At 66.1% G+C, this 26,266-nt stretch carries 27 protein-coding genes and 1 riboswitch; of the genes, 17 read left to right on the top strand and 10 right to left on the bottom strand.

Translation table 11 applies throughout. The features are described from left to right. The first annotated feature begins 65 nt into the window (after positions 1-65). The 10 genes from HDC35_RS08050 (at position 66) to HDC35_RS08005 (ending at position 11,716) form a co-directional block, all read left to right on the top strand. Entirely contained in the window at positions 66-770 is a 705-nt protein-coding gene (locus tag HDC35_RS08050) for a peptidylprolyl isomerase (protein WP_184645521.1), read from the top strand. 61 nt (positions 771-831) lie between these two features. Then, positions 832-1,623, top strand: coding sequence for an outer membrane protein assembly factor BamD (locus HDC35_RS08045; RefSeq protein ID WP_184645519.1), 792 nt, complete (start codon positions 832-834; stop codon positions 1,621-1,623). Between the two features lie 44 nt (positions 1,624-1,667). After that, a complete protein-coding gene (gene recN / locus HDC35_RS08040) occupies positions 1,668-3,338 on the top strand; it encodes a DNA repair protein RecN (RefSeq protein WP_184645517.1) in 1,671 nt (556 codons plus the stop codon). Continuing rightward, positions 3,335-4,021 (top strand): GNAT family N-acetyltransferase, encoded by a 687-nt coding sequence (locus tag HDC35_RS08035; protein WP_260397622.1) that lies wholly within the window; start codon positions 3,335-3,337, stop codon positions 4,019-4,021. Before recN ends, HDC35_RS08035 begins: the two co-directional genes overlap by 4 nt. Further along, the gene (locus tag HDC35_RS08030) at positions 4,018-4,356 is read left to right on the top strand and encodes a putative quinol monooxygenase (protein WP_184645515.1); all 339 of its coding nucleotides are present in this window, start codon (positions 4,018-4,020) and stop codon (positions 4,354-4,356) included. Before HDC35_RS08035 ends, HDC35_RS08030 begins: the two co-directional genes overlap by 4 nt. Continuing rightward, a complete protein-coding gene (ligA, locus tag HDC35_RS08025; RefSeq protein ID WP_184645513.1) occupies positions 4,353-6,497 on the top strand; it encodes an NAD-dependent DNA ligase LigA in 2,145 nt (714 codons plus the stop codon). Before HDC35_RS08030 ends, ligA begins: the two co-directional genes overlap by 4 nt. Positions 6,498-6,663: 166 nt before the next feature. Further along, complete coding sequence (locus HDC35_RS08020; RefSeq protein WP_184645511.1) at positions 6,664-7,833, top strand: sterol desaturase family protein; 1,170 nt, start codon at positions 6,664-6,666, stop codon at positions 7,831-7,833. Between the two features lie 63 nt (positions 7,834-7,896). Continuing rightward, on the top strand, positions 7,897-8,301 hold the full coding sequence (locus HDC35_RS08015; protein WP_184645509.1) for a DUF2946 family protein: 405 nt from the start codon (positions 7,897-7,899) through the stop codon (positions 8,299-8,301). A 68-nt stretch (positions 8,302-8,369) separates the two neighbouring features. Further along, on the top strand, positions 8,370-10,370 hold the full coding sequence (locus HDC35_RS08010) for a TonB-dependent receptor domain-containing protein (protein ID WP_184645507.1): 2,001 nt from the start codon (positions 8,370-8,372) through the stop codon (positions 10,368-10,370). 11 nt (positions 10,371-10,381) lie between these two features. Further along, positions 10,382-11,716 carry a PepSY domain-containing protein gene (locus HDC35_RS08005; protein WP_184645505.1) on the top strand — a complete coding sequence of 445 codons (1,335 nt, stop codon included), beginning with the start codon at positions 10,382-10,384 and terminating at the stop codon, positions 11,714-11,716. Here the strand turns inward: HDC35_RS08005 and HDC35_RS08000 are convergent. Further along, positions 11,713-12,588 (bottom strand): sterol desaturase family protein, encoded by an 876-nt coding sequence (locus tag HDC35_RS08000; RefSeq protein ID WP_184645503.1) that lies wholly within the window; start codon positions 12,586-12,588, stop codon positions 11,713-11,715. The genes HDC35_RS08005 and HDC35_RS08000 overlap by 4 nt on opposite strands. Positions 12,589-12,656: 68 nt before the next feature. Between HDC35_RS08000 and HDC35_RS07995 the strand changes: the two genes are divergently transcribed. The 5 genes from HDC35_RS07995 to phhA are packed head-to-tail and all read left to right on the top strand — an operon-like array spanning position 12,657 to position 16,303. Then, positions 12,657-13,307, top strand: coding sequence for a Crp/Fnr family transcriptional regulator (locus HDC35_RS07995; RefSeq protein ID WP_184645501.1), 651 nt, complete (start codon positions 12,657-12,659; stop codon positions 13,305-13,307). Positions 13,308-13,325: 18 nt separating this feature from the next. After that, positions 13,326-14,090, top strand: a complete 765-nt coding sequence (modA, locus tag HDC35_RS07990) for a molybdate ABC transporter substrate-binding protein (protein WP_184645499.1) — start codon at positions 13,326-13,328, stop codon at positions 14,088-14,090. Next, on the top strand, positions 14,090-14,785 hold the full coding sequence (gene modB, locus HDC35_RS07985; RefSeq protein ID WP_184645497.1) for a molybdate ABC transporter permease subunit: 696 nt from the start codon (positions 14,090-14,092) through the stop codon (positions 14,783-14,785). Before modA ends, modB begins: the two co-directional genes overlap by 1 nt. Next, a complete protein-coding gene (locus HDC35_RS07980; RefSeq protein WP_184645495.1) occupies positions 14,775-15,395 on the top strand; it encodes an ATP-binding cassette domain-containing protein in 621 nt (206 codons plus the stop codon). The genes modB and HDC35_RS07980 overlap by 11 nt, the downstream gene beginning before the upstream one ends. Before the next feature lie 38 nt (positions 15,396-15,433). Continuing rightward, a complete protein-coding gene (gene phhA / locus HDC35_RS07975) occupies positions 15,434-16,303 on the top strand; it encodes a phenylalanine 4-monooxygenase (RefSeq protein ID WP_184645493.1) in 870 nt (289 codons plus the stop codon). Between the two features lie 3 nt (positions 16,304-16,306). On the opposite strand, the gene HDC35_RS07970 is transcribed toward phhA, so the two are convergent. The 9 genes from HDC35_RS07970 to HDC35_RS07930 form a co-directional block, all read right to left on the bottom strand. Then, on the bottom strand, positions 16,307-17,278 hold the full coding sequence (locus HDC35_RS07970; protein ID WP_184645491.1) for a 50S ribosomal protein L11 methyltransferase: 972 nt from the start codon (positions 17,276-17,278) through the stop codon (positions 16,307-16,309). A 147-nt stretch (positions 17,279-17,425) separates the two neighbouring features. Continuing rightward, a complete protein-coding gene (locus HDC35_RS07965; protein ID WP_184645489.1) occupies positions 17,426-18,118 on the bottom strand; it encodes an SDR family NAD(P)-dependent oxidoreductase in 693 nt (230 codons plus the stop codon). Positions 18,119-18,681: 563 nt separating this feature from the next. Further along, on the bottom strand, positions 18,682-19,275 hold the full coding sequence (locus tag HDC35_RS07960; RefSeq protein WP_184645487.1) for a DUF2199 domain-containing protein: 594 nt from the start codon (positions 19,273-19,275) through the stop codon (positions 18,682-18,684). Positions 19,276-19,299: 24 nt separating this feature from the next. After that, positions 19,300-19,632, bottom strand: a complete 333-nt coding sequence (locus HDC35_RS07955) for a ferredoxin (protein WP_184645485.1) — start codon at positions 19,630-19,632, stop codon at positions 19,300-19,302. 170 nt (positions 19,633-19,802) lie between these two features. Beyond that, positions 19,803-20,063, bottom strand: a complete 261-nt coding sequence (locus HDC35_RS07950) for a DUF2442 domain-containing protein (RefSeq protein ID WP_184645483.1) — start codon at positions 20,061-20,063, stop codon at positions 19,803-19,805. Next, a complete protein-coding gene (locus tag HDC35_RS07945) occupies positions 20,047-20,280 on the bottom strand; it encodes a DUF4160 domain-containing protein (protein WP_184645481.1) in 234 nt (77 codons plus the stop codon). The genes HDC35_RS07950 and HDC35_RS07945 overlap by 17 nt, the downstream gene beginning before the upstream one ends. A 31-nt stretch (positions 20,281-20,311) precedes the next feature. After that, positions 20,312-22,270: a phosphomethylpyrimidine synthase ThiC gene (gene thiC, locus HDC35_RS07940; protein ID WP_221438176.1), complete on the bottom strand. Its 1,959-nt coding sequence runs from the start codon at positions 22,268-22,270 to the stop codon at positions 20,312-20,314. A 42-nt stretch (positions 22,271-22,312) separates the two neighbouring features. Beyond that, positions 22,313-22,423, bottom strand: a riboswitch (TPP riboswitch). Between the two features lie 79 nt (positions 22,424-22,502). Further along, a complete protein-coding gene (locus HDC35_RS07935; RefSeq protein WP_184645479.1) occupies positions 22,503-23,855 on the bottom strand; it encodes a methyl-accepting chemotaxis protein in 1,353 nt (450 codons plus the stop codon). A gap of 101 nt (positions 23,856-23,956) precedes the next feature. Beyond that, positions 23,957-24,424, bottom strand: a complete 468-nt coding sequence (locus HDC35_RS07930; RefSeq protein ID WP_184645477.1) for an Lrp/AsnC family transcriptional regulator — start codon at positions 24,422-24,424, stop codon at positions 23,957-23,959. Between the two features lie 157 nt (positions 24,425-24,581). On the opposite strand from HDC35_RS07930, the gene ald reads away from it, so the two are divergent. Next, on the top strand, positions 24,582-25,697 hold the full coding sequence (ald, locus tag HDC35_RS07925) for an alanine dehydrogenase (protein ID WP_184645474.1): 1,116 nt from the start codon (positions 24,582-24,584) through the stop codon (positions 25,695-25,697). A gap of 21 nt (positions 25,698-25,718) precedes the next feature. Next, positions 25,719-25,964: a hypothetical protein gene (locus tag HDC35_RS07920; protein WP_184645472.1), complete on the top strand. Its 246-nt coding sequence runs from the start codon at positions 25,719-25,721 to the stop codon at positions 25,962-25,964. The last annotated feature ends 302 nt before the right edge of the window (positions 25,965-26,266 follow it).

Below are 26,266 nucleotides of genomic sequence, written 5' to 3'. Positions count from 1 at the left end.
GTCAAACAGCCGATGCGGTGCAATCGGGGTCGCCAGCGCTGCGCATTATTGTTTATGTATCGGCCATGCTGACGATCTTCTCCGCGTTCGCCCCCATGCTCGCCCTTGCTGCGCAGGCCACCGCCTCGCCGCCGCAGGCCACGCAATTGCCGCCGCCCGTCCCGCCGGTGCCCGCTCCCGTCCTGCCGGCGGTCCAAGCAGATACGCGGCCATATGTCGCGCTCGTCACCGACCTTGGCACCATCACGCTGCGGATCGAGAACAAACGCGCGCCGATCACCAGCGCTAATTTCCTGCGTTATGTCGATACGAAGCGGATGGACGGGTTCAAATTCTATCGCTCGACGCGAAGCTGGGGGCCGGCGAACCAGTTGATCCAGGCGGGCAACCGCGGCGATGCGCGCAAGAATTTCCCGCCGATCGCGCACGAGCCGACGAAGGCGACGGGACTTACCAACTGCAAGGGCGCGCTGTCGATGGCGCGGCTCAATCCCGGCGATGCGACAACCGATTTCTTCCTGCTATTGTCGGATATCAAGGGTTTCGACAGTGATGCCCCTGGCGGCGACGGCGCCGGTTTTGCGGTGTTCGGCGAAGTCGTGGCGGGCGCCGACGTTGCCGAAGCGATCTTCAATGCGCCGATTTCGCCCACCGCGGGCGAAGGCGTGATGGCCGGCCAGATGATCGAGCCGCAGGTGACGATCAAGACGGCGCGCCGCGTGTCAACACCGGCAAATGCCCCGCAAGGCTGTGTCGTCAAAACGCCGTAAAGCTGCGCCGAACCCCCATCATTTATTTTGCGTTCATCTGCGCTGTGGCTATACCGCGCGCATGACTCGCTTTGACCCTTCGCGCGCGACCGTGCGCCTGCTCGCCGCCGCACTGATGATCACGCCCCTGGCGGCCTGTGCCGGCGGCGGCGGGGTCAAGAAGGATACACGGTACGTCGCGCGCGACGTGAACACGCTGTATCGCGCGGCGCAGGACCGGCTCGACCGCAAGCAATATGGCTTGGCGGCCGCGCTGTTCGACGAGGTAGAGCGCCAGCATCCCTATTCGCCCTGGGCGCGCCGCGCGCAGTTGATGAGCAGCTTCAGCTATTATATGGACCGCGAATATACCCCGGCGATCGAAGCGGCGCAGCGGTTCCTTGCGATTCACCCGGGCAACAAGGACGCGCCCTACGCCTATTATCTGATCGGCCTTTCCTATTATGAGCAGATCAGCGACGTCACCCGCGACCAGAAGATCACCCAGCAGGCGCAGAACGCGCTCGGCGAAGTGATCCGACGTTATCCCGACAGCCGTTATGCGGCCGACGCGCGGCTCAAGATCGATCTCGTGCGCGACCATCTCGCGGGCAAGGAAATGGAAATCGGCCGTTTTTACCAGCGCAGTTCGAACTGGCTCGCTGCGTCGATCCGCTTCCGCGAGGTCGTCGACAAATATCAGACGACGAGCCACGCGCCCGAAGCGCTGTATCGCCTGACCGAATCTTATCTCGCGCTCGGTATTCCCGCCGAAGCCAAGAAGTCGGCCGCCGTACTCGGTGCCAACTATCCCGGCAACGAATGGTATGAGCGCGCGTACAAACTGATGCAGAGGTACGCCCCCAGCGCCTGATACTGCGCATAGATTCTGTCTTTGTTCTGCGGTAAGGGCGGGGCATGCTGACGGCGCTTTCTATCGCCAATATCGTGCTGATCGAACGGCTCGACCTCGATTTCGAGGCCGGGCTGGGCGTGCTGACGGGCGAGACAGGGGCGGGCAAGTCGATCCTGCTCGACGCGCTGGGATTGGCGCTCGGCATGCGCGCCGACAGCGCGCTCGTGCGGCAGGGTAGCGACAAGGCGCAGGTGACCGCCAGTTTCGCCGCGCCGGCGCCCGGCACGCCGCTGGCGGTGCTGCTTGCGGACAACGACATTGCGCTGGAGGCGGGCGAACCGCTGTTGATCCGCCGGACACTTAAGGCCGACGGCGGCAGCCGCGCCTTTCTGAACGACCAGCCCTGCTCGGCGGCATTGCTGCGCGAAGTCGGGGGGCATCTCGTCGAGATCCACGGCCAGCACGACGACCGCGGCCTGCTCGCGCCCGCAGGGCACCGCGCGCTCCTCGACGCCTATGCGCGCGCCGACACCGGCGCGGTCGCGGCGGCACATGCCGCGTGGCGCGCGGCGGAGGACAAGCTCGCCGTCGCGCACGCTGCCATTTCGGAGGCCGAGCGCGACCGCGAATGGCTCGACCATTGCGTTGCCGAACTGCAGGCGCTCGCGCCCCAGCCGGGTGAGGAAGCTGAACTCGCCGAAGCGCGCGCCGCGATGCAGAAGGGCGAACGGCTGGCCGGCGATATGGGCGCGATCATGGAAGCGTTCGAGGGCAGCGACAGCGGCCCGGCGCAACTGCGCGCCGCGGCGCGGCGGCTCGACCGGCTCGCCGGCGATCATCCGTTGCTCGCCGAGGCGCTGGCCGGCCTCGACCGCGCGATCATTGAGGCTGACGAGGCCGAGACGAAGCTCCACGAGGCCGCGCGCGCGATGGAATATGACCCAGAACGGCTCGAGGCGACCGAGACGCGGCTGTTCGAACTTAGGGCCATGGCGCGGAAGCATAATGTTCAGCCCGACGAACTCGCCGAACTGACGGGCACGCTCGCCGCGCGGCTCGACGCGATCGAGGGCGGCAGCGCGGGGCTCGCCATGCTCGAGGCCGCGGTGGCGGAGACCGCCGCAGCCTATACCCATGCCGCGACTGCGCTCTCGGACCAGCGCGCAAAGGCTGCGATCCGGCTCGACGCTGCTGTCGCGGGCGAACTCATGCCGCTGAAACTCGACGCTGCGCGTTTCCGGACGCTCGTCGAACGGCTGCCCGCCGATCGCTGGGGGCCGGAGGGCATGGACCGCATCGAATTCCTCATCTCGACCAATCCCGGCGCGCCCTTCGCGCCACTCGCCAAGATCGCCTCGGGCGGCGAATTGTCGCGCTTCATCCTCGCGCTGAAGGTCGCGCTCGCCGAAGAGGGCGGCGCCGACACGATCGTCTTCGACGAAATCGACCGCGGCGTCGGCGGCGCGGTGGCGAGCGCGATCGGCGAGCGGCTGGCGCGGCTTGCGGACGCGGGCAAGCAATTGCTCGCGGTGACGCATAGCCCGCAGGTGGCGGCGAAAGGCGCCGTGCATTTCGTCATCGCCAAATCGAGCGAGGGCGTCGTGACGCGTACAACCGTCCGGATGCTCAACGATGCCGGGCGCCGCGAGGAAATCGCGCGCATGCTGTCGGGCGCCGAGGTGACCGAGGAAGCGCGCGCGCAGGCCGAGCGGTTGCTGGAGGTGGCGACTTGACGCCCGCTCATCCGCTCGACCGTCCGGTCTGGAGCATGCTCACAGGCCGGCAGGCGCATCTCGCCGAAGGCGACGCACGCGCGGTGCGAATCGACCGCGGTTACGGCGTTTTTGGTGCCGCCGCGGACGCCGGCGCCGAGGCGCAGGCGGCGCTCGCCGCACTCGTGCCCGACGACGGCGAGATTTGGATCGTCGAGGGTGAGCGCTGGCCCGTGCCCGGCGGCACGCGCGAGGTGAAGCGCGCTCTACTCGCGCAGATGGTCGCCGACGGGGCGCCGCCCGCGCCGCGCGCAGGCGAATCGGAAATCATTGTGCTCGGTGAAACGGACGCCGCCGAGATGGCAGCGCTCGCCGATCATGCGAAGCCGGGCCCCTGGGGCGCGAGGACGCATCGCTATGGTCCCTTTTTCGGCATCCGCGAGCAGGGACGCCTGCTCGCGATGGCGGGACAACGCATACTCGTCCCGGGCATGGCCGAGGTCAGCGGCGTCGCGACGTGGGAGGATTGCCGTGGCCGCGGCCTCGCGCGGACGTTGATCGGCCATGTGATGCGCGCGATGGTGGCGCGTGGCGAGACGCCGTTCCTGCACAGCTATGCCGACAATGCGGGCGCGATCGCGCTTTATAAATCGCTCGGCTTCCGCATCCGGCGAGAGGTGCATGTGCTGGCGATCGCGAAATGAACCGGCGCACGCATCTTGCCGCGATGCTGGCGATGGCGGCGGCGCTGCTCCCCGCGACCAAACTCCGGGCCCTAGAGGCGAAGATGGAAGTAACCGATCCGCAATATGGCCTGCTCGGTCAGATGATGGCGCGGCCGGGACAGCGCGCCGAACGTGTCGCGATCCTGTCCGATCCCGACGCGATCTGGATCGTCAAGCTGTGGGACAGCAAGGCGGCGCACGCCGCCTCGCTAAAGCTCCCCGCGGTGCAGACGGCGATCGCCAAAGGGCGCCCGCTTATTGCAGGATTTGGTACTCGCGCCGAGTTCAGGCCGGTGGCAAAGACCGGCCGATGACCGAAATCGAATCCATGTCCGAAGCCGAGGCCGCCAACGAACTGATGCGGCTGGCAAAGCAGATCGCCCACCACAACAAACTCTATCATGCCGAGGATTCGCCCGAGATTTCGGACGCCGATTATGACGCGCTCGTTCGCCGCAATAATGCGATCGAGGCGGCTTTCCCGCATCTGATCCGCGCCGATAGCCCGAACCGGCTCGTCGGCGCCGCGGTCGAGGCGTCGCCGCTCGCGAAGGTGACGCATGCGGTACGGATGATGAGCCTCGACAACGCCTTTTCGGGTGAGGATGTCGAGGAATTCGCTGCGCGCGTCCGGCGCTTCCTCAATCTCGGCACCGACGCGGCGGTTGCGATGACGGCCGAGGATAAGATCGACGGCCTCTCCTGCTCGCTTCGCTACGAAAAAGGCAAGCTGGTGCAGGCGGCGACGCGGGGCGACGGCAGCGTCGGCGAGGATGTCACCGCGAACGTCTGCCATATCGCCGATATTCCGCAGGAACTGAAAGGCGCCGCCCCCGATGTTTTCGAAATTCGCGGCGAGGTCTATATGGCCAAGGCCGATTTCACAGCATTGAATGCGCGCCTGCTTGCCGAGGCCGAAGACCCGGAAAAGGCGCGCCAGTTCGCGAACCCGCGCAATGCCGCCGCAGGCTCGTTGCGTCAGAAGGACGCAAGCGTGACCGCGTCACGCCCGCTACGTTTTCTAGCGCACGGCTGGGGCGAGGTCAGCGCGCTGCCTGCCGAGACGCAATTCGACGTGATGCAGGCTATCGAGCGCTGGGGCGTGCCGGTGTCGCCGCTGCTCCGGCGTCTCGAAAGCGTCGAGGCCGTGCTTGCGCACTACCGGAAGATCGAGGGCGAGCGCGCCGAGTTGCCCTATGATATCGATGGCGTCGTCTACAAGATCGACCGCCTCGACTGGCAACAACGGCTGGGGTTTGTCGCCAAGGCGCCGCGCTGGGCCATCGCCCATAAATTCCCTGCCGAGCGCGCGCAGACGACTTTGGAAGCGATCGACATCCAGGTCGGCCGGACCGGAAAGCTGACCCCCGTCGGGCGGCTCAAGCCGGTTACGGTCGGCGGCGTCGTCGTGTCGAACGTCACGCTCCACAACCGCGACGAGATCGGTCGGTTGGGCGTGCGCCCCGGCGACCGCGTCGTCATCCAGCGGGCGGGCGACGTGATCCCGCAGGTGGTCAAGAATCTGACTCGCGACGAGGATCGCGCGTCGTTCGTCTTCCCCGACCATTGCCCCGTGTGCGACAGCGAAGCCGTCGCCGAGGAGGGCGAGGTCGACGTGCGCTGCACCGGCGGCCTCATCTGTAACGCGCAGAAGTTCGAGCGCCTGCGCCACTTCGTCAGCCGCGGCGCGCTCGACATCGAGGGGCTGGGCGAAAAGAGCATCGCGGAGTTTCTGGAACTCGGCTGGCTCGACAAGGGTCCGGCCGATATCTTTCGCCTGAAGACCCACCGCGACGAGTTGCTCGGGCGCGAGGGGTGGAAGGAAAAATCGGTCGACAATCTGTTCGCCGCAATCGAAGCGAAGCGCGCGCCCGACGCCGCGCGCCTGCTATTCGGGCTCGGCATCCGCCACGTCGGTGCCGTGACCGCCCGCGACCTGCTCAAGGGGCTGGGCGACATCCGGTGCCTTCCCGAAAAGGCCGCCGAAATTCATGCCTATCTGGAGAAAAATCCGCGCACCGAAGGCGAATCGGACGGCAAATATACGGCCCGCCGTGTCGAAGCGTTCAAGGCGATCCTCGAAGTGCGCGCCGACGGAATCGGCATCGCGGTCGGTGAAGCGCTTTCCGATTTCTTCCACGAACCGCACAACCGCGACCTGTGGGACGATCTTCTGTCCGAAGTCGCGCCACCGCTCTACATCGTCGAAACGCGCGAGAGTGAGGTGTCGGGCATGACCATCGTGTTTACCGGTAAGCTCGAAACGATGAGCCGCGATGAGGCGAAGGCGCAGGCGGAAGCGCTCGGCGCAAAAGCGGCCGGCAGCGTCAGTGCCAAGACCGACTTGGTGGTTGCAGGACCGGGGGCGGGATCGAAGCTCAAGCAGGCGAGCGCGCTCGGTATCCGCGTGATCGATGAGGCCGAATGGGCGAAGATTGTCGAGATGGCGGGATAAGATGTCCGCGCCTTCATTCGTCACCCCGGACTTGATCCAGGGCCCATGGCGTCGGAGTAGGAATGGATGCCGGATCACGCCCGGCATGACGAAAATGGAGTTAGCGTGACAACGAGCCGTGCGCGCCGTCACAGAACGCGGGGCCGAAATGCTGTGAGGGGCCGACATGGCAAAGCTTGACTATCTTCAGAATCTGATGCGCGATCTTGAATCGCATACCGAGGTGCGGCGCTTCGGCAGCGGCTGGCTGTCGGGCTTTTTCGGGTTGCTCTTCGCGATCGCGGGCTTTTTTATGGTCGTCGCGCTGCGGTTCCCCGACTGGTTCGCGACGCCCGAGCTGGAAATCGTCAAGGACTGGAGTGGCTTCCGCGGGGTTGTCCACGCGGTTCTGCTTGTCAGCTACGGACTCTCCCTGCTCAGCCTGCTGCTGCGCCCCCGGAAAGTGCTCGGGCTCTCCGCGCTGATGATCGGGCTCGCGGCGATTCTCGTTGGCGGCGCCAACGTCCAGCCGCAGGAGACGCGCGACTGGGGCATTTTCTTCGGGCTCGACTTCTTCGTCGTAAACCTGCTCGTGACCGGCTTCATGTTCGCGCCATTGGAACGCGCTTTCCCGCATCGCCGGACCCAAAGATTGTTCCGCACAGAATGGCGCGAGGATCTCTTCTACTATCTCGTCAGCACGATGTTCGTGCAGGTGTTGGGCTTCCTCGCCCTTGCGCCCTCGACGATCATTAACGAGAATACGGGCAATTGGGAGGCGTTTCGCGCTGGGGTCGCTTCGCTGCCGTGGATTGCCCAGTTCGTGATCGTGCTCGTCGCGTCGGACATGGCGCAATATTTCTTTCACCGTAGCTTCCACCGCTACCCCTTTCTCTGGGGCTTCCACGCGGTGCACCACAGCGCCAAGTCGATGGACTGGCTCGCGGGATCGCGGATGCATTTCGTCGAGATCATCCTCTTGCGCTCGATCACGTCGCTGCCGCTCTTCACGCTCGGCTTCGTTCCCTCGGTGATGCAGGCCTATATTGGCTTCGTCTATGTCTGGTCGTCGCTGCTTCACGCCAATGTCGGCGGCAATTTCAACCGGCTGGGGCACTGGATCGCGACCCCGCGCTTTCACCATTGGCATCACGGCTTGGAGCGCGAGGCGTTCGACGTCAATTTCGCGATCCACTTCCCGTGGATCGACAAGTGCTTCGGCACCTTTCATCTGCCCAAAGACCGCTGGCCCGAAAATTACGGCATCCCCGAGGATGTGCCGAAACATTATTGGGGTCAGTTTCTCTATCCTTGGACGCGCACTGGCAAGAAGACCGACGAGAAGCCGGCGGAATAGGTCGGACCGGCGAGGCAATCTGTCCGCTTGTCAGCCGCTCGGCCGCGCCGTAAGACGCGGCGCGTGGGGATTTTCGCCGCCTTTCGCCGTCCGGGCCTATTTCTGCTGTTGCCGCTGATCCTCGCGCTCGCGGCGCGGGTGCTTGTCGCGCCGGGCTGGATGATCGAAAGCGACGCGGGCGGGTCGATAACCGTCCGCATCTGTTCGGACCCCACCAATCCCGGCGGAACGATGACGATCACGTTCGAGAAATCGGGCGAAAAGGCAGGTAGCCACGATGCGGGCAACGCGCAGCAGCATTGCCCGTGGGGTGCGCTCGCCAATGCGCCGATCGTTCCTGACCTGCCGACGCTCGCCGCGGCGCCAGCCATCGCCGACCCCGCGCCTGTCGCTTTGCCGTCGCTCGGCTTCGCGCCGGGGATCGCATCGCCGCTCCCGCCGAGTACCGGACCACCTCGCTTCGCCTGATCCAGCCTGAACTGCCACCTGCGCACCGTGCGGCGTGGCGCCATGCCTGTTTCCGGAGAAGTATATCAATGATCAAATCCGCTTATCGCGGAGCGCCCTTGCTGGCGCTCGTCACCTGTCTTTCGACCGCTCCTGTTCATGCCGAAGAGGCGAACTCGACGATTATCGTCACCGCGCCGCAGCTCACGAACGAAGCCGAAGGGCGCGCCGCAAAAACCGCCGGCGGCACCGACATCGTCGGGCATCAGGACTATGCCGACAAATCGATCGTCAGCCTGCGCGACACATTGGCGTTTTCGCCCGGCGTCTATCTTCAGCCGCGCTATGGGCAGGAAGTCCGCATCTCGATCCGCGGTTCGGGCCTGTCGCGCGGCTTCCACATGCGCGGGCTCACGCTGCTGCAGGACGGCGTGCCGACCAATCTTGCCGACGACAATGGCGATTTCCAGGAGCTTGAGCCGATCTTCTTCGATCATCTCGAGGTCTATCGCGGCGGTAATGCGCTGCGTTTCGGGTCGGGAACGCTCGGCGGCGCGATCAACGGCGTCACACCGACCGGCCGCACTGCGGAGGGCTTCTACCTTCGCGGCGATGTGGGCAGCTTCGACAGCTACCGCGGGCTCATCTCGACGGGCGTCGCGGGCGAGCGCGTCGATGCGTGGGCGGCGGTTGGCGCCGACACGTCGGATGGCGACCGCGACCATGCGAAGCGTAGGAGCTTCCGCTTTCACGGCAATGTCGGGATGCAGTTCAGCGATGTTCTGTCGAACCGGCTCTATGTCAGCTTCAACAACATCAATCAGGAAATCCCGGGCGCATTGACTCGCACACAGGCGCTTACCTCGGCGCGCATGGCGAGTGGCGGAGCGGTCACGCTCGACCAGGCACGCGACGTCGATTCGCTGCGCATCCAGAACCGCACGCGCCTCGACTGGGGCGCGCTAACGCTCGACGTCGGTGCTTTCTTCAACGTCAAGTCGCTCTATCACCCGATCTTCGAGCTGATCGATCACGAGAGTGCCGATCGCGGCGGCTTTTTCCGCTTCGACTATGCGGGCGACGTTGTCGAGGCGACCGTCGGCGGCGAATTGCGGGTCGGCGACATCCGCTCGAAACGCTTCGTCAATCTTGCCGGCAAGCGGGGCACGCTCCGCTTCAACGCCGATCAGGACGCGCGCGCTGCGACGCTTTATGGGGAAGTACGCCTGAAGCCGGTGGAGCGGCTGTCGCTGATCGCGGGCGGCATCTACGCCGACGGCAGGCGCAAACAGGTCATCAATTTCAACGCCGCCGCACCGGCACAGAATGGCACCGTCGGTCGCGCCGACTTCGACGCCTTCTCGCCCAAGTTCGGCCTGCTGTTCGAACCCGCAGCGGACGTCCAGCTTTACGCCAATTACAACCGCTCCGCCGAATTCCCCGGTTTCAACGAGCTGGCGCAGATCGCAAGCTTCGTCGCACTCGATCCGCAGCGTGCCTGGACCGCCGAGATCGGAACGCGTGGCCGCGCCGGGTCGGCGAGCTGGGACCTCACCTACTATCGTAGCGACATCAAGGGCGAGCTGCTCCAGTTCAACGTCGGCCCGACGATCCCGGCGTCGACTTTCAACGCAGGTCGTACCCGCCACGAAGGTGTCGAGGCCGCTTTGCAGTTCGATGTCGCCGATTGGCTTCGGCTGCGGCAGGTCTATACCTACAGCAACTTTCGCTTCCGGGGCGATGCCGACTATGGCGACAATCGCCTGCCGGTCGTGCCGAAGCATGTCTATCGCGCCGAGATCAGGATCGGGTCCGATACGCTCCACATCGCGCCCAACCTCGAATGGGTCCCCGATGGGCCTTTCGCCGATTACCATAACCGCGTTTCGACACCCGACTATGCGCTGATCGGCGTAACCGGCGGCGCGACGATCGCCGACGGAATCGACGCCTTTGTCGATGTTCGCAATGTCACGGGTAAAAAGGCACTCGGCGACATCAGCGCGGCGGTCACGGTCACCGATATGTCGGCGATTTATTACCCCGTCGAACGCCGCGCGATTTCCGCCGGTATCCGCGCGCGCTTTTAAGGAGTGGGGGAATGACCGACAGCAATCGCATTCCGCTCTATCGCACGATCTGGCGCTGGCATTTCTATGCCGGGCTGTTCGTCATCCCCTTCTTGCTTGTCCTGTCGGCGACGGGCGCGGCCTATCTGTTCAAGCCCGAGCTCGACCGGTGGGAGGAGCGCGCCTGGCGCGGTCTGCCCACTATGGGCGCGGTCGACGCCGATGCGCAGGTGACCGCGGCGCTCGCCGATTTTCCGGGCGCCAGCTTCCACTATTATCGCATACCCCAGGCGCCCGGCGATGCCGCGGTCGTCCATCTTGGGCTGACGAACGGCACGATGCGCGACGTCGCGGTCTCGCCGCAGGGCCGCGTGATCGGCGCGGCCGACCCCGACGCGCGCCTGTCGGCGTGGCTCGCCAGAATCCACGGAAGCCTCCTGATCGGCCGCGCCGGCGGCCTGCTCGTCGAGCTAGCGGCAAGCTGGGCGATCGTGATGATCCTGACCGGCCTTTACCTATGGTGGCCACGCGGGCGCGGCGCGGCCGGCGTGCTCTGGCCGCGCTTGTCGCTCGGCGGCCGCACCGCGCTGCGCGATCTCCACGCCGTTACGGGATTCTGGGTCGCCGGCTTCGCGCTGGTCCTGCTCTTCACCGCGCTGCCGTGGACCGATGTATGGGCCAGCGGCTTCCGCGCCGTGCGCGCCGAAATGGGCTGGGTGTCGGGGGTGCAGGACTGGAAAGGCGGTGCGAACCCCCATTCCGCGCACGATCATCGCGCGATGGCCGCCGCGCAGCCAGCCGCGCCACCGCCGCGCGCGCGGCTCGACTATATCGTACTGCGCGCCCGCGGCGAGCATATGCCCGCCCCCGCGATCATCCAGCCGCCGGGCGCGCCCAATGCCTTCGGGCCACCCAACGGCAATGTCTGGACGCTGACCACGCTCACGCAGAACCGGCCGCAGGTGCGCAAGGTCAGCTACGACCCGGAAACCAGCCTGGAAGTTGCGCGCAGCGGCTTTGCCGACAAGCATGTCATCGACCGCGCCGTCGGCTATGGCATCGCCTGGCATGAGGGGCAGCTGTTCGGCTTCGCCAACCAGCTGATCGGGGTTGTCACGGCGCTCGCGCTCTTCGCGCTCGCGATCTCGGGCTTTCTAATGTGGCGCCGCCGCAAGCCCGACGACGCGCTCGGCGCGCCGCCCCCGGCGCGCGGCACCGCGCGGCTGCGCGGCGTCGCGGCGATCATCCTGCTGCTCGCGGCGCTACTGCCCTTGCTCGCAGCCTCGCTGATCCTGCTCTGGATCGTCGAGCGCCTGCTGCTACCACACCTCCCGCGTGCGGCGCGCTGGCTCGGCGTCGCGGCCTAGGTCGTAACCGCTGCCGTCCCCGGCGCCATCGGCGCGGCGCCAGGGATTCGCGCATCCATGTCCCTGTTCTCGGGAAAGATCGGCCATAGCAGCTGCTGTCCCAAGGTTGCAGGCGGCAGATTTTCGACGCCATAGCTTTTCGGATAGTGGCGCGTGATTTTCGCGGTGCCGAACAAGACGTCCCAGAAGAAGAGCAGATTCCCGAAATTGCCCTTGTAGTTCACCGCTGGATCGTCGGCGTGGCGGCCATGGTGCGCATGGTGGGTCGCGGGGGTGCTGATCGAGCGTTCGACGACCCACATCAGCGGCGACAGCGCCTTGATCCGGTAGAGGGGCGCATCCCATGCGACATCGCTGTGCGCGCCGATGATCACCGCCATCTTGACCACCAGATAGCCCGCATAGAACCAGCCGAGCCCGAGATAGACGAGTACGCCCGCCAACCAGATGCTCGGCATCATCGCATAATAAATGATGTTGTTCCGGTACACGAGCCGCACGCTCATGTAGCGCGCATTGTGGTGCGCGCGGTGGAGGTTGTAGAGCCACGCGAAGCTGTGGCTCGCGCGGTGCCACCAATATTGCATCATATCCTCGAAGACGAGGAACAGCGCGAGCGCCGCAAGGAACGGCACATTCGCCAGCGCGCCCTCATATTGCGGAAAGAAGCGGTGCCCGAGCGCGCCGACGATCAGCAGGATCGTCGGCTGCGTGACGATCAGCAGCGTGAAGGTGCTGATCACCTCGATGATCCCGTCGTGCCGCGATTGCTCGCCCTTTGCGAACAGGCGCGTGCGGATCAACTCGATGAGGCAGAAGCCGAGAAAGATCGCCGCAACGATTGCGCTCGACTGGGCGGTGGTCAGGTGCATCCTCAATCTCCCGTTGCGGCCGCGCCGCTTGTCTTTGATCGCGTCGTGCCGCAAAAGCGGCGACAGAAATGCAAAGATCTTATCAATTGGCGCTCGCCGAGCGCACGCGCCTCGCAGGCGAGGAACGCGACCGCCTGCTTGCGGCGCGCGAGCCGCGCGGTTTCGCCGACGGCCAGTTCGTCCAGCATCAGGGGGACCCCGGCGACGCCTTCTGGGCGGTGATCGAGGGGAATGTTCTTGTCGGCCGCTATGCCGAGGACGGAGCCTTCACCGCCTTCGCGGTGCTCGGGCCCGGCGATATTTTCGGCGAGCTCGCCTTCTTTACCGGCTTGGAACGCCAAGTCGATGCGATCGCCAGCGGCCCTGCGCGGCTGGTCGCGATCGATCGCTCGCTGCTCCGCCGGCTGATGCAGGAGGATGTCGGCTGGGCCGAGCTGTTGCTGCGCAGCCTCGGGCGCCAGCTTGCGGTGTCGCTCGACATCATCGACGCCGAGCGGCGGCTGCCGACCGCCGAGCGATTGCGACACCTGCTCGCGGCGATGGCCGCCGACGCGCCTGACGGTTGTACGGTCGCGGCGACGCAACAGCAGCTCGCCGACCTGCTCGGCGTATCGCGCGTGACGCTCGGCGCCGCGCTCCGTTCCCTCGAGGCGCGCGGGGAGCTCGCCTGCGGCTACCGCCATATCAGGCTGCGCGCGCCGCTTTCGCCGGGTGGGTGAGGGCGCTATAGCTTGCCGATGGCCCGTTTTCTTCACCTGTTCGCGCTGCTCTTGGCTTTGTTGCTGACGCCCGCGGCGATCGCACGGGAGCACGGGCCGGTAGTGCTCGCGGCGGCGAGCCTGCAGGAATCGCTCACCGAAGCCGCCAACGCCTGGGCCGCCAAAGGACACGCCAAACCCGTCATCTCCTTCGCGGCGTCGTCGGCGCTCGCGCGGCAGGTGATCGCGGGCGCGCCCGCCGACCTTTTCGTTTCGGCCGACGAGCCGTGGATGGATGCGGTAGCGAAAGCGGGGATGATCCGGGCGGGCACGCGCGCGATCTTGCTCGGCAACCGGCTGGTGCTGGTCGCTCCCGCCGCGAGCCGCGCGAAGCTCACGATCATGCGCGGCTTTCCGCTCACGCGGGCGCTCGGCACCCGCCGCCTCGCGCTCGCCGATCCAGACGCGGTGCCCGCGGGCAAATATGCGAAGGCCGCGCTCACCCGGCTTGGTGTGTGGCCGGGGGTCGCGGCGAAGGTCGCTCCCGCCGAAAATGTCCGCGCCGCGTTGGCGCTCGTCGAGCGCGGCGCCGCGCCCTTTGGTATCGTTTACGCAACGGACGCGCACGCGTCGAAAGCCGTCCGCGTCGTCGGCACTTTCCCTGCGACCAGCGATCCCCCGATCCGCTATCCGGTTGCGCTGCTCAAGGCATCGCGGCACCGGGAGGCGGCTGCCTTCCGCGCTTTCCTCTTTTCGAAACAGGGTCGCGCGATCTTCGCCCGCCACGGCTTTTCGGCTTCCTGATGCTGTCGCCCGAAGAGTGGGGGATCGTCGCGCTGTCGCTGAAGGTCGGCGGCGTCGCCGTGCTCGCCACGCTTCCCATTGCCTTCGGTCTCGCGTGGGTGCTCGCGCGTTACCGCTTTCCCGGCCGCGTGATCCTCGACGGGCTCGTCCACCTGCCGCTCGTCTTGCCGCCCGTCGTCACCGGCTGGCTGTTGCTCATTGCCTTCGGTCCATTGGGCCCCGCCGGCCGCTGGCTCGAAAGCTGGTTCGGCGCGACCCTGATGTTCCGCTGGACGGGCGCCGCGCTTGCGGCCGCGATCATGGCATTGCCGCTGATGGTGCGCGCGATGCGGCTGTCGATCGAGGGGATCGACCGGCGGCTCGAGGGTGCGGCTAGGACGCTTGGCGCGAGTCCATGGCATAGTTTCTGGAGCGTCAGCCTCCCGCTCGCGCTTCCCGGCATCCTCGCCGCGCTCGTGCTCGGTTTCGCGCGCTCGATCGGCGAGTTCGGCGCGACGATCACCTTCGTCTCGAACATCCCCGGCGAAACGCGCACCTTACCGCTTGCCATCTATTCGGCGCTGCAGGTGCCGGGCGGCGAAGCGATGGTGACGCGGCTCGCTCTGCTCTCGGTTTTGCTGTCGCTCGGCGCGCTAATCCTCTCCGAATGGCTCGCGCGCCGGACGCATGGCGGAAGGCAGCGGCATGGCGATTGATATCGACGTCGAAAAGCGGCGCGGCGACCGCGTCATCGCCGTTCGCTTCTCCGCCGGGCCGGGGCTGACCGCGCTGTTCGGCCCCTCGGGCGCGGGCAAGACGAGCATACTCGCGATGGTCGCGGGGCTGCTGCGGCCCGACCGCGGCCATATCCGCATCGGCGAGCGGACGCTGTTCGGCGACGGCATCGACCTGCCGCCCGAGGTGCGCCGCGTCGGCTATGTTTTTCAGGATGGCCGGTTGTTCCCGCATCGCCGCGTCCGCGCGAACCTGACCTATGGTTACGACCTTGCCGAACCCGCCGATCGCTGGATGACGCTCGACGAGGCGACGCTGTTCCTCGGCATCGACCACCTCCTTGACCGTTGGCCGTACACGCTTTCGGGCGGCGAGGCGCAGCGCGTCGCGATCGGGCGCGCGCTGCTCGCGGGGCCCGAAATCCTGCTGATGGACGAACCCTTGTCGTCGCTCGACGCCGCGCGGCGCGGCGACATCATGACGGTGATCGAGCGGATTCGCGACGAGCTTAAACTGCCGATCCTCTATGTCAGCCACGACCGCGCCGAGGTCGATCGCCTCGCGACGAGGGTCGTGGAGATCGGCGAATAAGTTTCGCTTGAAACCATTTTGATGGTAGAAGCTGTCCTATGGAAAGCCAGTTTGCCCACGTCCATGATAAGCCGCCGCCGGGCGCCGCGCCCGATTGGACGATTCCACAGCGTTGGGACGCCTTCACCGCAGACGAGCATGCGATGTGGGACCGCCTCTTCGCGCGCCAGTCGGACATGCTTCCCGGCCGCGCGTCCGACGCCTTCCTGCGCGGTATCGACGTACTCCGCCTCGAAAAGCCGGGGATTCCCGACTATCGCGAGCTCAATGCGCGCCTGACGGCGGCGACAGGGTGGCAGGTCGTCGCGGTGCCGGGGCTTGTCCCCGACGATGTCTTCTTCGATCATCTCGCGAACCGGCGCTTTCCTGCGGGCAACTTCATCCGCGCGCCCGAACAGCTTGACTATCTGCAGGAACCCGACGTTTTCCACGACGTCTTCGGCCATGTCCCGATGCTCGCCGATCCGGTGTTCGCCGATTATATGGTGGCTTATGGCGAAGGCGGGCTGCGCAGCCTGAAATTCGACGCATTGAAACAGCTCGCGCGGCTTTACTGGTATACGGTCGAATTCGGCCTGATCCGCGACGCGGGCGGCCTGCGCATCTATGGCGCGGGGATCGTCTCCTCCTTTGCCGAGAGCGTATTTGCGCTCGACAGCGATAGCCCGAACCGCATCGGTTTCGACCTGGCGCGGGTGATGCGCACCGATTACCGGATCGACGATTTCCAGCAGAATTATTTCGTCATCGACAGCCTCGACCAGCTGCTCGACACGACGGTCAACACCGATTTTGCGCCGCTCTATGCCGCCAATGCCGCGCTGCCGCCGATCCCGATCGCCGATATCCTGCCCGAGGATGCGGTCATTACCCGCGGCACGCAGGACTATGCGTCGGCGAAGGCCTGACCCCTACCAGCTCCCGAAGCTCGCGTCCGCGGGGTCCGAGCGGTGGAAGGCGCGTTCCTTGCGGCGCCAGCCGTAACGGCGGCGCTTGACGAGCAGCAGGCACGGCCATTCGGCGCTGCCGCCGCGCGCGGCAAGGCGGAAGCCCTGCGCGCGCCAGGCGGCGAGGACGGGCTCCATCTGGCGCGCGATCAGCCCGGCAAGGATCGCATGACCGCCGGGCGCGGTCACGGCGGCGATATCGGGGGCGAGCGTGATCAGCGGCCCGGCGAGGATGTTGGCGATGACAAGGTCATAGGGCGCGCGGTGGCGGATCGCGGGATGGTCGGTCCCCGGCGCGACCGCAAGCGCCAGCCGCCCGCCGCCGCGCCCCAGCGGCACGCCGTTGATCGCGGCATTGTCGCGCGTCACGACAATGCTCGCGGGGTCGATGTCCGACGCGATCGTCCGCGCGCGCGGCCACAGCGCCATCGCGGCAAAGGCGAGCAGCCCGGTGCCGGTACCGATGTCGGCGATGTTGCGCGGGGCGGCGCCTTGCCGCGCCAGCCGGTCGAGCATGGCGAGGCACCCCGCGGTGGTGTCGTGCCCGCCGGTCCCGAACGCCTGGCTCGCGTCGATCAGGAAGGCGGTGGTGCCCGCGGGCACGCGGTCCGCGTGGCTGCTCGTATGGACGAAAAACCGCCCCGCGCGCACGGGTTCGAGCCCCTGCTGCGACAGCGTGACCCAATCCTCCTCGGGCAATCGCTCGACGGTGGGTTTCACCCCCTTGGCGCTCGGCACGAACGACTGGAGCAGCGCGAGCAACGCCGCGCCGGGCCGATCGTCGAGATAGGCGTCGAGCTGCCAGCGCCCCGCATCCTCGTCGATCTCGCGCGTCACGACGACGGGGGCTTCGGACAGCGCGTCGAGTTCGGGGATTTCGCCCGACAGCGCCTCGGCCTCGGCGCGGGTGCAGGGGAGCGAAACGATCCAGCTCATGCGATGCCATCCCCCCTGCCATCCCCCCTGCCGCGCGGCGGGTGGTGGAGCGGCGGGCGCGTTATTGCCCCTCCGTCAGCCGCGCCGCGGCTGCCACCTCCCCATGGCTGCGCCACAGGGAGGATTAACGGGTCCGCGGCCGCGGCGTCAGCGGACATAGCTCGCGCCATTGACGTCGAGCACCGCGCCGGTCATCGACGCGGGGGCGTCCGTCGCGCACCAGCGCGCCATTTCGCCGACTTCGCCCGGCATCGCGACGCGCCCCAGCGGAATGTCGGCGAGCAATTTGTCGCCGCCGCGGCTTGCCAGATAGTCGTCGGCCATGCCCGTCATCGTGAAGCCGGGGCAGATGGCAAAGGCGAGGATGCCGTCCTTTGCATAAGCGCGCGCGATCGTCTTGGTCATCGCGACCATCCCCGCTTTCGACGCCGCATAATGCCAGTGCGCCGGGCTGTCGCCGCGATACGCCGCGCGGCTCGCGATATTGACGATGCGCCCGCCCGATCCGCGCGCCTGCCAGTGCCGCACCGCGTGGCGGCAGAGCTGCGCGCTCGCGGTCAGATTGACCTGCATCGTGCGGTTCCAGCCCGCCAGCCAGTCGGCGTCGGCGGCATCGGCCGGGTTCGCCTCGAACACCCCGGCATTGTTCACCAGCCCGTCGATGCGTCCGTCCAGCCGGTCGAGGCTCGATTGCCACAGCCGGTCGGGGGTGGCGGGGTCGGCAAGGTCGCCGTCGGCGCTCGACAGCGCGACGACGCGCGCGCCGCCGCCCGCCAGCGCCGCGGCGATCGCGGCGCCGATACCGCGGCTGGCGCCGGTGATCAGGATATGCGTGCTCATGCCCCCCGCCTTAGGCAGCGCCGCGGGGCTTGCCAAGCGGGCTGAGGGCGGGGTGGGGGGCAGGGGCCGCGTCCCGACCCCGGCCTTGTCCAACGGCGCTGAACATCCAAAGGTCAGTAAAGGTCAGCCCAATGGCGATCCCCTGACCGTCGGTCCGGCCGGTCGGTGCGGCGCGAAGGAAGGAGTGCTGCTCATCGGCCAGTTTGAAGCATGGCGGAATAATGTAGGAAAGCATTTTTTTTTGCGGGCGGGGCCGTGGAACTAGAGAAACCCGGCGTCATTCGACCGCCGTCTGGAACGCCCGCGCCTCGACCAGCGGTTCGCGGGTGCGCAGCGTCACCGCCTTGCGGTTCTCGATCCGGTCGAAGGCGAGCGGAAAGGGCGGAGCGGCGAAGCTGTCTCCTCGAAGTCAGTTTCTCAATATTACTCAATCATGCTCCCGACCACACGCGCCCATATACAGCCCGCGCCCCGTATCCTCATAGACTTGGCTCATTTCCGCCATGCCCTTCTCGGCTTCCTCGAATTACGGTGACAGGTACAACGACCCCTAATCTCAGTTGTCAGTTTACGGCGGGCGTGTGACCATATTCGGCGTAGAGTTCGAGTAACCGTTCCGCGCTGATACCCTCCTGCTGGGCAGTCGCCAATTCATGCGCGTTTTCGTCCAGGCTGATCGCCGGTCGTTGTCGGCCCAACTGCGGATAGACCCAGCAGCCTTGATTGAGCGTTTCGGGAAAACCTTTAAGGCTGTTCGCGAACCAGCCCCACCACGGCCCCAAGTCGCGGTATTTGCCGTCGTCGAAGCCGTCGACATAGCGGTCGAAATTCTCGCGCGAGAGCGTCGACCAGACACCGTAGCCGAATTTTTCGGGCATGCCGTGAACGGGGATGTCGAAAACGCAGCGGACGAAAAAATGTTCGCCGCCGATGACGCAGAAATCTTCGGACAGGAAATCGCCGTCGAGGCGTAGCGCACTGTTGGGTTCGAGCTCCTCGGCCTTGCCCCAATGATCGGGAGCGAGCGCCCCGATGTCGAACATGCCTTCATGCTCGACATCGCAGTTCGCGCATTTCCAGCGGGCGGATTGCAGGATTTCGCGCGCGGACGGCTTGCGCCGTCCGAACAGCTTTCCGAAAATGCCGCGTTCGGCCATCTGCTCTGTCTCCGAAGGGTCCGATTATGAGTGTCTTGGCAGCGGGCCGCTTTCGGGGTCGATCTGATCATCCAAGCCCTCTTTGCGCAAGCGCTCGATCCAGTCGGGCTTGCAGGCGTGGACGCGGATGCAGTCGACTTCGCCGACCCGCATCGCTTCCATCATCCGCTCGAACTCCTCGTCGGTTTCGGGCTGGCGCTGGACGTAGCAATGCGGGACGTCGTCATCCTCCAGCCAAGCGAGCAAGTCGGGGGCGACATCTTCCCAAACGCCGCAGCTGATGCAGCAGCCGTCCTCGACATAGAAGGGGCCGGGGACATTCGCGGGATGCGGGGGGAGACGGGTTGCGGTGGGCATCACGCCGCTACCGAGGAGCGCCTCCCATCGATCCCGCACCCAGCGAAACATCAGTCGTGTTCGCGGCCACCCGCCCCCATATACAGTTCGCTGCCCGTTTCTTTGAACAGCTCGCTCATCTGCTTCATGCCTGCTTCGAATTACGGTGACAGCTTACTTAACCCCCAAACTCACGCGGCCCTCGCTGCAGGCGCACCTCTAAGCAACCCTTCGGTGCTCAAATCCTCGTCCACGTCGGGCCAGTGGATGCCATAGCCGCCGCCGCATTTTTCCCAATGCGCGCGCTGTTCGGGGGTGGCGGCAGCGAGGCGCGGATACCAGGCGAGCGGGACGGAGATGGTGCGGCCGTCCATCAGGTCCACAATCAGGCGGTGTTCGTCGAAGCGGACGTCGAGGACGCGCTCGTCGGTTACCTTAGCCGAAATATTCATGCCACTTCTCCACGAACATCGTGCGATGCTCGGCTGTCATTGCGATGATGCCAGAAATCTCGTGCGCGCGAAAGCCCCGGCTTTTCGCCACTTCGAGGCTGTCGAGCCAGATTTTGATCGTCGCCTCGCCGCAGTCGATGTGCACGTGCGGCGGCTCGTTCGGTTCGTGGCTGTAGAAGTAGAAACGAAAGCCGTTCAGGCGGAGAAGGGTTGGCATGGGGTGTCATCCTTTATCCGCCCGATGGGTATCAGTCGTGTTCGCGGCCACCCGCGCCCATATAGAGTTCGCTGCCCGTTTCCTTGAACAGCTCGCTCATCTGCTTCATGCCTGCTTCGGCGTCCTGCGGGTCGAGCGTCGCGGCCCCTCCGTCAGCCGTTCCGGCTGCCACCTCCCCATCGCGGCGCGACAGGGAGGAGCTATCGCCCAGCACGCCGTTGGGGTTATTGGCCGCAAACTCGCGCACCTCTTGCGAAATCTTCATCGAACAGAATTTCGGCCCGCACATGCTGCAGAAATGCGCGGTCTTGGCGCCTTCCGCTGGCAGCGTCTGGTCGTGATATTGCTCCGCCGTGTCGGGGTCGAGGCTCAGGTTGAACTGGTCGCGCCAGCGGAATTCGAAGCGCGCTTTGCTTAGCGCGTCGTCGCGGACCTGCGCCGCGGGATGGCCTTTCGCGAGGTCGGCGGCGTGGGCGGCGAGCTTGTAGGTGACGACGCCGACCTTCACATCGTCGCGGTCGGGGAGGCCGAGATGCTCCTTCGGCGTGACGTAGCAGAGCATCGCGGTGCCGTACCAGCCGATCATCGCGGCGCCGATGCCGCTGGTGATATGGTCGTAGCCCGGCGCAATGTCGGTGGTCAGCGGCCCGAGCGTGTAGAAGGGCGCCTCGCCGCACGCCTCGAGCTGCTTGTCCATATTCTCCTTGATCTTGTGCATCGGGACATGCCCCGGACCCTCGATCATCACCTGCACATCCTGGTCCCACGCGCGCTTGGTGAGCTCGCCCAAGGTGTAGAGCTCGGCGAACTGCGCTTCGTCATTCGCGTCGGCGATGCTGCCGGGGCGGAGGCCGTCGCCGAGGGAGTAGGCGATGTCATAGGCCTTCATGATCTCGGTAATCTCGTCGAAGCGTTCGTAGAGGAAGCTTTCCTTGTGATGCGCGAGGCACCACTTCGCCATGATGCTGCCGCCGCGGCTGACGATGCCGGTGACGCGCTTCGCGGCGAGGGGGACGTAAGGCAGGCGGACGCCGGCATGGATGGTGAAATAGTCGACGCCCTGTTCGGCCTGTTCGATCAGCGTGTCGCGGAAGATTTCCCAGCTCAGCTCCTCGGCGATGCCGCCGACCTTTTCGAGCGCCTGATAGATGGGGACGGTGCCGATCGGGACGGGCGAGTTGCGCAGGATCCATTCGCGCGTGTCGTGGATGTTGCGGCCGGTCGAGAGGTCCATGACGGTATCGGCGCCCCAGCGGATCGACCAGACCATCTTGTCGACTTCGGCAGCCACGTCGGACGCGACCGCGCTGTTGCCGATATTGGCGTTGATCTTGACGAGGAAATTGCGGCCGATCGCCATCGGCTCGCTTTCGGGGTGGTTGATATTGTTGGGGATGATCGCGCGGCCGCGCGCGACTTCGTCGCGGACGAATTCGGGGGTGACATAGTCGGGGATGCTGGCGCCCCAGTCCTGCCCGTCGCGGACATATTCGGCGAGGCGTTCGCGGCCGAGATTTTCGCGGGTCGCGACATATTCCATCTCGGGCGTGATGATGCCGCGGCGGGCATAGTGCATCTGGCTGACGTTCGCGCCGGGCTTCGCGCGCAGCACCGTCTTGCGGACATTGGGGAAGGCGGGGACGCCGCCCGAACGGTCGGGGCCGAGCTGGCCGTTATCCTCGGGCCGGACTTCGCGCTGAGCGACTTCCTCGACGTCGCCGCGCGCGCGGATCCAGCTTGCGCGCAGTTCGGGGAGGCCCTGCGCGATGTCGATCTTCGCATCGGGGTCGGTGTAGGGGCCGCTGGTGTCGTAGACGCGGACGCTGGGTTCGCCGCTGTGCGGATCGAGGTCGATCTCGCGCATCGCGACGCGGATGCCGCTGCCGGTGGGGGAGGCGACATGGACCTTGCGGCTGCCACGGATGGGGCCGGTGGTGACGCCGATGGGTTCGGCTTGTTTCACGTCGAGGCGGGAATCGATGTCGGCCATGTGCAGTCGCTCCATTGTTCGGAGCGAGAATAGGGATTCCGCCTGGGGAATACCGACCCTCCCTCCGCCGGTATTACCCGGATCAGGTTCAACGGGTCGCGGCTTGTTCCGCTCTCAACCTGTTTCTGCACACAGGCTCCCCGGGGATGGGGAGGGTTATAGGAACGAGTGGCGCGCGAGGCCACCCCCTATCTTGTCGATCGCGGCTGCGCCGCGATGCGGGGGAGGGGGTTTACGCGACGCGGCGGCTGAAGTCGCTTGCCGCCCTTTCCAGCTGTTGCAACCGGTCGCCCATCCTGGCGAACTCGTCGCTCAGCGTGCTGATCTCGCCGGCGACCATGCCCGAATCGTTGCGGATGCTGGCGATGGTCGACGACATCGAGTCGGCGGCGAGCGCGGTTTCGTCGACCGCGGCGGTGATCGAGGTGACGGTCTGCGCCTGCGCGTCCATCGCGTCGCGGATGCGCTGTGCCGACCGCTGCACCTCGACGATCGTCGCCTGGATCGACTGGTTCGCCGACACCGACCCGCGCGTCGCCTGCTGGATCGCGGCGATCTTGCCCGCAATATCGTCGGTCGCGCGCGCGGTTTCGTTGGCGAGGCTCTTCACTTCCTGCGCGACGACGGCAAAGCCGCGGCCCGATTCGCCGGCGCGCGCCGCCTCGATCGTCGCGTTCAATGCGAGAAGGTTGGTCTGCCCCGCGATCTCGCGGATCAGGCCCAGAATCGATTCGATCGATTCGGCGTGATGCGACAGCGCTTCGGACATGGCGACGGCTTCGCCCGCCTGTTCGGAGGCGCGCGTCGCGACCGTGGCCGAGGCTTCGACCTCGCTGCGCGCATCCTCGATCGCGCGGATCAGCCCGGCGGCGGTCGAGGCGGCCTCGCGCATCGCCATCGCCGATTGTTCGGACGCGGCGGCGACTTCGCTTGTCTTGGCGATCATACCCTTGGCCGCCTGGTCGGCCGAGGCCGCCTGCCGCGCAAGCTGTTCGCGCACGCCGTCGGTATCCTGCACCAGCGACGCGATCGAGCGGTCGAAATCGCCCGCCAGCGCCTGCCGCTCGCTCGAAAAGACCGCGCGGTCGAGCTTGGCCGCATAACGCTGCATGATGTCGAATTCGAGCAGCGCGAGCCGGTTGATCGCGCTCGTCAGGCGCGCGAGGCGCTCGGCATCGCCGATGCACGCCTCGACGACATATTCGATGGTGAGACGCTGGCTTTCGGCGATGCACGACATGACCGATGCGAGCGGCAGTTTCACGCGCCGCGCCATATGCGTGTTCTGGCACGCGATCGTCGCGACCTCCTGCCCCGCGGCGTCGGCATATTTGGTGAAGGTGTGGCGCGCGCTGCCGCGGACATAGCTGTCGTAAAGCTCGCCCTCGACCTTGCGCTCGACGCCGGGCAACTGGTTGAATGCGTCCCAATAGGCGCGCGCGACTGCGTCCTCGCGGCCCGCGATGATCGCGTGGATTTCCGCACCGCTGGCCGTGAGCCGGCCGTCGAGGTCGTAATAGGGAAAACGCTCCGACATCAAAATCGGGTCGATCTGCTGCTTATGAATCGGATTGTCCTTCACCATGATCCTGCTTCCCTGATCACCCAAAGACGTGCGGGTCTGTCGTCCGCATTCATCCTGCCAAACTGGTGAACGGGATATGCGATGAAGTGGTAAATTCGCCGTTAACCGGCGAATGCGACCGGATATCCCTCGAACGCCTTGATCGTGCGCAGCGCAAAGGCGCTGTGCATCGCCGCGACGCCGGGCAGGCGCGACAGGCAGTGGCGGTGCAGCCGGTCGAAATCGGCAACGTTGCGCGCCGCGACGCGGAGGCGATAGTCCGACGCGCCCGACAGGAGTTGGCACTCCAATATCTCGTCGAAACTTTTGACCGCGCTTTCGAAGGCGGTGAGCGCCTCTTCGCTCTGCGAGGTCAGGCTGATGTCGACGAACACGTCGAGCCCGAGGCCGATGCGATCGGGAGCCAGTCGCGCGGCATAGCCAGTGATGATCCCCGCCGCCTCGAGCGCGCGGACGCGGCGGTGGCACGCCGATGCCGACAGCCCGACGATCTCGCCCAGTTCGGCGGCCGGCTTGGGCCCCTCGCGTTGCAGCAGGTGAAGCAGCTTTGCGTCGATGCGGTCAATCATATTGCGCGATCAGCCCATATGGCGCGAAAATATCGCGCACTTGTGCAAAATCAAAGGAGCATATGCAAGCACCTCGCACGCGATTCCTGCTAAAAGCGCCGACAAGATTTCGGCGGTCCTGTCGATCGCCGACAACATTCATATGCGGAGAGCGACCATGATCATCGGCACCCCGAAGGAAATCAAGAATCACGAATATCGCGTCGGCCTGACCCCCGAAAGCGCGCGCGAACTCGTCGTTCACGGCCACCGCGTGCTGGTGCAGACCGGCGCCGGCGAGGGCATCGGCGCGCACGACCGCTTCTACGTCGAGGCGGGCGCCGAGATCGTGGCGGCCGCCGAGGACATCTTCGCGACCTGCGAGATGGTCGTGAAGGTCAAAGAGCCGCAGCCGGTCGAGCGCGCGATGCTGCGCGAGGGGCAAATCCTCTACACCTATCTCCACCTCGCCCCCGATCCCGACCAGACGCGCGACCTGATGAAGTCGGGCGCGGTGTGCATCGCCTATGAAACCGTCACCAGCCCGCACGGCGGCCTGCCGCTCCTGAAGCCGATGAGCCAGGTCGCGGGCCGCATGTCGATCCAGGCCGGCGCGACCGCGCTCGAAAAAGCGCATGGCGGCCGCGGCGTGCTCTTGGGCGGCGTTCCGGGCGTCGCGCCGGGCAAGATCTGCGTGATCGGCGGCGGCGTCGTCGGTTTCAACGCGGCGCAGATGGCGGCGGGGCTCGGCGCCGATGTCACCATCCTCGACCGCGATCCCGAGGTGCTCGAACGCGTCGGCACCTTTTTCGAAGCGCGGGCGAAGACGCGCTTCTCGAACCGCGCGAACCTCGCCGAATGCGTCGCCGAGGCCGACCTTGTCATCGGCGCGGTGCTGATCCCCGGCGCCGAGGCGCCGAAGCTTGTCACGCGCGAGATGCTCGGCACGATGCGTCCGGGTTCGGTGCTCGTCGACGTCGCGATCGATCAGGGCGGCTGTTTCGAGACGAGCCACGCGACGACGCACGCCGACCCGACCTATATCGTCGACGGCATCGTCCATTATGCGGTGGCGAACATGCCGGGCGCGGTGGCGCGGACCAGCACCTATGCGCTCAACAACGTCACCCTGCCGCACGCGCTGCGCATCGCCGACCTCGGCTGGAAGGAAGCTTTGCGACGCGACATGCATCTTGCGCAGGGTTTGAACGTTTGGAATGGTAAGGTGACGTTCGAAGCCGTAGCGGAGGCGATCGGAACCGATTATGTGCCTGTCGATCGGGCACTCGCCTGACAACAAGGACCCGTAAAGACGATGACTGACCAAGTGCCGCCGCCCCCGCCCGCTCAGGACGATGAAACGGAAGAAGAAAATGAAGTGCTGCGCGCCGCGCGCGAAACGCAGCAGCAGCGCGAGGCCGCCGAAGCCACCGAGGCGGCCGACAAGGACGCGGGCAAGGCCAGACGCGGCTGGAAGACTGCGGCCGCCGCGGGGCTCGGCATCGGGTCGGCGGCGGTGATCGCGGCACTGCTTTACGCGAACCGCGGCAAGATCAAGTGAGATATTCCCCGCGCATCGCGTGCGCGGGGATCGAAGCGAGGGGCTCCAGGAAGGGCGGAGCCCGAATGGGTGGTTGCGGCCGCCTATATTTGTGCGCGCGTGATGGCGGCTTTGGGCGGGGAGGGGGACCGCCGCGTAGCGGTGGTGGAGGGGGCCGCGAGCTCGCGCCATCAGCCCCTCCGTCAGCGCTTCGCGCTGCCACCTCCCCATGGCTTCGCCACAGGGAGGATCGAGGACCGCAACCGGTCGATAGCTGCCCTGCGTGCACTGCGGCGGAAGCCGGGGTCCGGCGCGGGAAAACG

The organism is Sphingopyxis sp. JAI128 (assembly GCF_014207235.1).
Taxonomy (GTDB): Bacteria; Pseudomonadota; Alphaproteobacteria; order Sphingomonadales; family Sphingomonadaceae; genus Sphingopyxis.
The sequence above is the reverse complement of the archived record's forward strand: the minus strand, read 5'-3'. Positions and strand labels throughout refer to the sequence as shown.